Below are 4,570 nucleotides of genomic sequence, written 5' to 3'. Positions count from 1 at the left end.
GCCCGGTGCCGCTCTGCGCAGATGAAAGCGCGCATGGACTTGAAGGCATGAAGCGGCTTGTCGGCCTTTATGATTTCATCAATGTGAAGCTCGACAAGACGGGCGGCCTTACCGAAGCGCTGGCTGTCATACGCTGCGCAAAGCTTCGCAAGCTGCGGGTGATGGTGGGCTGCATGGTTTCCACATCGCTTGCCATGGCGCCCGCCATGCTGATTGCTCAGCAGGCAGACTATGTCGATCTCGACGGCCCGCTCCTTCTGGCAAAGGATCGCGAGCCTGCGCTCCGCTATGCAGGAAGCCTTGTCCACCCGCCGGAACGCGAGCTCTGGGGTTAGGCGAGGTCCCGCAGCGCCGTGAGTTGCTCCTGCCACCAGCCGGCTCTGATGCCAAGAAAGGGCGTATTGGCAAGACCATGCCGGGCCGGATGATCTGACGGCAGCACTTCCCAGCCACGATGCTCAAGCAGAATGCGCGTGCCTTCCGCATGCGCCCGGAAGCGAATATCGACTTCGGTGACTTCACCTTTGCTGAAGTTCGGCCCCCGCCACTCGAAAACGAGGCGCACGCCGGGTTCCCAGACGAGGATGCGCCCGATCTCATAAATGTCGCGCGCTTCCTCATCATAGATTTCGATGAGCCTGCCACCCTCACCCGGCTCGAAACACATCCGCCCTTGTGCGCGAGGCCGGAAACGAAACCTCGGACCGCGCTGCCACCACTGGTCCACTTCTTCGGTGAACAGGCGAAAGGCTTCGTCCGGCGGCACGGCCAGCGTGATCGCAACGCTGACACTCGTGCTCACTTCTTCCTGCCTTTCTTGCCCGCCGACCTGCCTTCCGCATGAGCCTTGAAAGCGGCGAGTTGCGAGGTCCAGTAGTCCGCAACCTCTTCGAGCCATGACTGAAGATCGGCAAAGGGGGCGGCACGAAGGCGATAGACACGAAGCCGCCTGTCCTCCCCCGCTTCCTCCTCTTCAATCAGTTCCGTCGCGCGTAATATGCGCAGATGGCGGCTGATGGCAGGCGCGCTGATATCGAACGCCGCGGCAAGATCGCCCGCGCGCATCGGCCCATCGCGTAAAAGATCAACCATGCGCCGCCGCGTCGGGTCTGCAAGCGCTGCAAGAATGAGATCGATCTCTTCCGGCCCGGAGATTTTTCCGCTCATGCCTTGCCCGTCACCGTGAGGCCCGTCGCTTTCTCCATCTCCGCAAAGGAGACTTCCCGCAGCGGCTGATGAAATACCCAGTGATGCCCTTCAGGATCGACGGCGCGGTAGATACGGTCGCCATAGAACTGATCTGTCGGCTCCGCAACAATCTGCGCCCCCGCGTCCCTGGCGCGCTCGTAATGACCTTTCACATCAGGCACCTGCACATGAACGGATTGTGTATTCTTGCCGCCAAGCGAATGAGGGCTTGCGGGGAAAGGCGCCCAGTCCGTGCCGCCAATCATGATGCGGCCATTGCCGCATTCCATCTCCGCATGGGCAACCTTGCCATTGTCCCTGAGGCAGATGCTGGTTTCAAAACCGAAAGCCTTTTCAAGCCAGTCGAGCGCAGCCGCAGGATCATCATAAAAAAGCGCGGGCACAATCCGGGCACCCGCGCTTTCCTGTCTGTTCGTCATGGCACACCTCCCTGTCCTCTGACCGGGAGATATTTAACCACAAGGATAATATTTAAACAAGATGTTAAACATCAGATGTTGAGCACGATCTTGCCGAAATGCGACGCGCCCTGCATGAGACGGAAAGCCTCCTGGGCATCTTCCAGCGCGAAACGCTTGTCGATGACGGGGTGAATGTCGTTCTGCTCAATGGCGCGCGTCATGTCCTCGAAATGCGTGCGGCTGCCGACCGTGATGCCGCTGATCTTCAGGTTCTGCGCAAAGATCGCAGCCACATTCACGTCTTTCGTGAGACCGGAAAGAATACCGATCACGGCAATATGCCCGCCCACACGCGCTGCCATGATGGAACGCGGGAAAGTGTCCGCACCGCCGACCTCGACCACATGATCCACACCGCGCCCGCCTGTGAGCTTGCGCGCTTCGATCTCCCAATCCGGCGTCTCGCGATAATTGATCGCCGCATCCGCACCGAGCTTCTTTGCGCGCTCGATCTTTTCATCCGATGAGGAAGTAATGATCACACGCGCGCCCATCGCCTTCGCAAACTGAAGCGCGAAAATCGAAACGCCGCCCGTGCCCTGAACAAGCACCGTGTCGCCCGCCTTGATGTTACCTTCGACAACAAGGGCACGCCACGCGGTCAGCGCCGCGCAAGGAAGACAGGCAACTTCTTCATCCGAGAGATTTTTGGGCGCCCTGGAAACGCCCTCGGCGGAAAGCACCATATATTCCTGCGCGCAGCCATCAATCGGGCTGCCCAGCGCCGTCGGGCCAAGCAGCTCGGCCACGGGGCCCCCCGAAATCCAGCCCTGAAAGAAGCTCGGCGCCACACGGTCGCCCTTGGCAAGGCGGGTTACGCCCTCGCCCACTTCCACCACTTCGCCGCAGCCATCAGACAGCGGAACGAGTGGCAGGAGTTTCGGATTGCCCCCGAAGGTAACGGTTGCAAGATCGCGGTAATTGAGCGAGCCGGCCTTCATCTTCAGCACGACCTGACCCGGCCCTGCCTTCGGCACACCCCGCTCCTTGAGCGTCAGATTCTCAATTCCAAAATTGCCTTCCAGCACCAATGCGCGCATCGGGTTTCCTCCGTTTGATGAATGTCTTTGCCGTAGAAACTGGCGCATCCATCGGCAATGTCAAACGGGAGGAAATTGACGCAAGGGCTTCTGCCGCTCAGCGCGGCGCATCACCCTTGATCTGCGTGCGATGCATGACACGGCGCTCGCTTCCATCGAAGCTGTCACGGCGATGGATGGCGCAACGATTGTCCCAGATCAGAAGGTCGCCGACGGCCCATTTATGCGTCCAGGCAAATTCCGGCTTTGCGCAATGCGCCCAGAGACGGTCGAGCAGCTTCTCGCTCTCCTCAACCGAATAGCCTTCGATATAGCCGTTGAGACGGCGACCTAGATAGAGCGACTTGCCACCCGTGACGGGGTGCGTGCGGATGATCGGATGGCGCGCGCCGGGTGCGGTCCGCACATCGACCACGGCGCTCGCACCGACACGCAACTCACCGACGCTTGTCGTGCTGGAGTCGTGATTGCAGTACCGGCCTTCGATGGCGGCATAGAGGTCGGCAGGAAGTTCTTCCAGCGCCTTGTACATATTCGCAAAGCTCGTATCGCCGCCTTGCCGGGGGATTTCGCGCGAATGAAGCACGCTCGCCATGGGCGGCTCTGCCACATAGGACATATCGGTGTGCCACTCGGCTTCCTTGTCACCCAGCGCGCCGATCGGCTTGCCGTTTTCCACGACGTTCGAAATGATCCAGATTTCCGGGCGGGACTTTTCCTGCGAACCCGCCATGTCGGTTTCGCTGGCAGGCGCAATATCAAGCTCCCCGAAGTGGCGCGAGAAGCGGATGAGGTCGTCGTCATTCACTTTCTGCTGCCCGCGAAAGAGCAGAACGATGTGGTCATACCAGGCCTGCTGAACAGCCTCGAACTCCGCATCGCTCAGGGGCTTCGACAGATCGAGGCCACGGATTTCTGCGCCAAGCGCTGCCCCGGTCGGGATTACTTCAACCGTCATTTCGCCACTTCCTGTTCTTCTATAACCTGTTCGCTGCCCGGCTCATCTTCGGGAACGAGTGCCTGCCCGTTCCAGCGCACAGCCAGAAGAAGGGCACCTGCCAGAGCAAGGGCACCCGCCCCCGCCATCGCAAAATAGGTATGAGCGCCGATGCTCTCATACAACGGGCCGATGCTGATTGTCATGAGCCCCATCATAACGCCGGAGGCCATCGCCGCGTAGAGGCTTTGCGCCGTCGCCGCCACCCGTGGGGGCGCTGCCTGCGCCACAAACTGCACAGCACCGAGATGCGCCGCCCCGAAGGTCAGCGCATGAAGCGCCTGCACCACGAAAAGCAGCGCTATATGGGGCGAGAAGGCGGTGATCGTCCAGCGGATGACGGATGCTCCCGTCGCGATGATCAGAAGCTTCACCGCGCCAAGCCGCGCCATTAACGGGCCGGAAATGTAAAAAAGGATGATCTCGGCCACCACGCCGGTCGCCCAGAGAAGGCCGATCACCGTGTCGGGATAGCCCTGCTTCTGCCAGGCCAGCGTACCGAACGCATAATAGACGGCATGGGTCGCCTGCGCGAGGCTCGAGGTCAGAACGAAGAGAATGAAAATCGGATGCCGCCCTATTTCGAGTACATCGGCAAAGCGGCTGCGTGTCGAAACGCGCTTCTTCTGCGGCGGCGCCTCGCGCGGCAGGAGATGCGCCCCGCCCAGATTGACCGCGAGCGTGACCATGAAGCAGATCAGGATGATGCTGGCAGGCGTCCATTCAAGAAGCCACCCGGTAAAGGCGCTCGCTCCAATGAAGGTGACGGAACCCCAGAGACGGACACGGCCATAATTGATCCCGTGATCCAGCCGCGCCCGCATGGAGATGGTTTCGACGAGCGGCCCGATGGACGGGTAGAT

General features: G+C 60.5%; 7 protein-coding genes. 1 reads left to right on the top strand and 6 read right to left on the bottom strand.

The window, feature by feature from the left end; translation table 11 throughout:
* The coding region (locus WBF74_RS02170; protein ID WP_424434487.1) for an enolase C-terminal domain-like protein at positions 1-335 on the top strand (335 nt) is incomplete at its 5' end.
* Here the strand turns inward: WBF74_RS02170 and WBF74_RS02165 are convergent.
* From WBF74_RS02165 to WBF74_RS02140, 6 genes are all read right to left on the bottom strand, one after another.
* Positions 332-802 carry an SRPBCC domain-containing protein gene (locus WBF74_RS02165; RefSeq protein ID WP_424434484.1) on the bottom strand — a complete coding sequence of 157 codons (471 nt, stop codon included), beginning with the start codon at positions 800-802 and terminating at the stop codon, positions 332-334. The two genes, WBF74_RS02170 and WBF74_RS02165, sit on opposite strands and share 4 nt — an antisense overlap.
* The gene (locus tag WBF74_RS02160; protein ID WP_424434481.1) at positions 799-1,167 is read right to left on the bottom strand and encodes an ArsR/SmtB family transcription factor; all 369 of its coding nucleotides are present in this window, start codon (positions 1,165-1,167) and stop codon (positions 799-801) included. Before WBF74_RS02160 ends, WBF74_RS02165 begins: the two co-directional genes overlap by 4 nt.
* A complete protein-coding gene (locus WBF74_RS02155) occupies positions 1,164-1,628 on the bottom strand; it encodes a VOC family protein (RefSeq protein ID WP_424434478.1) in 465 nt (154 codons plus the stop codon). The genes WBF74_RS02160 and WBF74_RS02155 overlap by 4 nt, the downstream gene beginning before the upstream one ends.
* Before the next feature lie 71 nt (positions 1,629-1,699).
* Entirely contained in the window at positions 1,700-2,710 is a 1,011-nt protein-coding gene (locus WBF74_RS02150) for a zinc-dependent alcohol dehydrogenase family protein (protein WP_424434475.1), read from the bottom strand.
* A 97-nt stretch (positions 2,711-2,807) separates the two neighbouring features.
* Entirely contained in the window at positions 2,808-3,668 is an 861-nt protein-coding gene (locus WBF74_RS02145) for a TauD/TfdA dioxygenase family protein (protein WP_424434472.1), read from the bottom strand.
* A partial coding sequence (locus tag WBF74_RS02140) for an MFS transporter (protein ID WP_424434469.1) occupies positions 3,665-4,570 on the bottom strand: 906 nt, incomplete at its 5' end. The genes WBF74_RS02145 and WBF74_RS02140, both read right to left, overlap by 4 nt.

This window comes from Parvibaculum sp. (genome assembly GCF_049672805.1).
In the GTDB taxonomy this organism is placed as follows: Bacteria; Pseudomonadota; Alphaproteobacteria; order Parvibaculales; family Parvibaculaceae; genus Parvibaculum.
This window is presented reverse-complemented; position numbering and strand designations above follow the sequence as displayed.